Genomic DNA, 1,503 nt, shown 5'->3' on the forward strand with positions numbered 1-1,503 from the left:
GTATAATTGAGTTGCCGAAAAACAATTAATAACCGGAGGTTCATGCTATGAATAAAATTATAACACAAACGACACAGAATGATAAGCAGATTTCAAAATCTATCAAAAGATTTTTTACCAGATTTCATGTTTCCTCAGCCCTAAAGTCAGCAAATGCATACAAGAAGAAAGGAATTCCCGTAACCGAGGTCTTCCAATACCTTTTTCTGCTGATCTTTTCAAACAGAAGTATGTACATGAATCTGATTACCGGCAGGAATACGCCGGGGTTTGCAAAGGATACGGTTTACCGTTTTATGAAAATGGTCCAGATCAACTGGATCCGCTTTACGACGATCCTTTCCTCACGGATCATAAAAGATGCGGTTCTTCCTCTGGATTCAGAGGAGCGCGCAAATGTCCTGATCCTGGACGATTCCATGTTTGAACGCAGCCGTTCCAAAAAGGTGGAACTCCTTGCAAAAGTGTATGACCATGCGAAGCATAAATACAGTTTTGGTTTCCGTATGCTGACACTGGGATGGTCAGACGGAAGCACGTTTCTTCCTGTCAACAGTGTCCTTCTTTCGTCTGAGAAAAAGGGAAACCGTGTCAACGAAGCTGCTGCTCTTGATAAAAGAACAGCCGGCTACAAACGCAGGGCATTGTCCATGCAGAAAGGAACACTTGCCATGCTTGATCTTCTGAAAGCCGCAAAAAAAGCTGCTATCCCGGCTAAATATGTTCTTTTTGACAGCTGGTTTTCTTCTCCAAGTACACTGCATGCCGTAAAAAAGATTGGATATGATGTGATCGGCATGGTCAAAAAAACGCCAAAGATGTTTTTCCGTTACAACGGAGAGGACATGTCTCTGATCTCCATTTACAACAGGAACAAAAAGAGACGCGGCAGATCAAGATATCTGCTTTCTGTTATCGTTGATGTTGTAAAGGACGGGGAGATCATTCCCGCTAAAGTTGTCTATGTCCGCAACCGTAACAAACGCAAGGAATATCTCTGTCTTATTTCCACGGATACTTCTCTGGACGAAGAGGAGATCATCCGCATTTATGGAAAACGGTGGGATATCGAAGTCTTTTTCAAGGTATGCAAGAGCTATCTGAACCTGAGCAGGGAATGCAATTCTTTATCCTATGATGCGATGACTGCGCATACAGCAGTCGTTTTTACCAGATACATGATGCTCTCACTGGAAAACCGGGAATCAAATGACACCCGGTCGCTTGGTGAACTCTTTTTATACTTTTCAGATGAGATGGCAGATATCACATGGATACAGGCATTTCAGATGCTGCTCCATATGTTCCGTACCATGCTCGCCGATAACACCGAATTATCCGAGGATAAGATCGATGAACTGGCAGATACATTTATGAATGCACTCCCGCCTTTGCTTAAAACACAACTTTGTGCTGCATAATAATTGAATTTTGACAACTGAATAACTGCCAGATATTGAATTTTCAAGGTGCATAGCGAAAATTTATGTGCGAAGTTTGAGT

The 1,503-nt window shown here is 42.3% G+C and carries 1 protein-coding gene; it reads left to right on the top strand.

The genetic code is table 11. From position 1 onward, the window contains the following. The first annotated feature begins 47 nt into the window (after positions 1 to 47). Positions 48 to 1,421 (top strand): IS4 family transposase, encoded by a 1,374-nt coding sequence (locus ASU35_RS15085; protein ID WP_058353809.1) that lies wholly within the window; start codon positions 48 to 50, stop codon positions 1,419 to 1,421. Positions 1,422 to 1,503 lie beyond the last annotated feature (82 nt).

This window comes from Acetivibrio ethanolgignens, assembly GCF_001461035.1.
Taxonomy (GTDB): domain Bacteria; phylum Bacillota; class Clostridia; order Lachnospirales; family Lachnospiraceae; genus Velocimicrobium; species Velocimicrobium ethanolgignens.

What these genes read in the sequence shown, in the direction of transcription:
- ASU35_RS15085 (WP_058353809.1), top strand. Translation starts at nt 48, where the DNA reads ATGAATAAAATTATAACACAAACGACACAGAATGATAAGCAGATTTCA.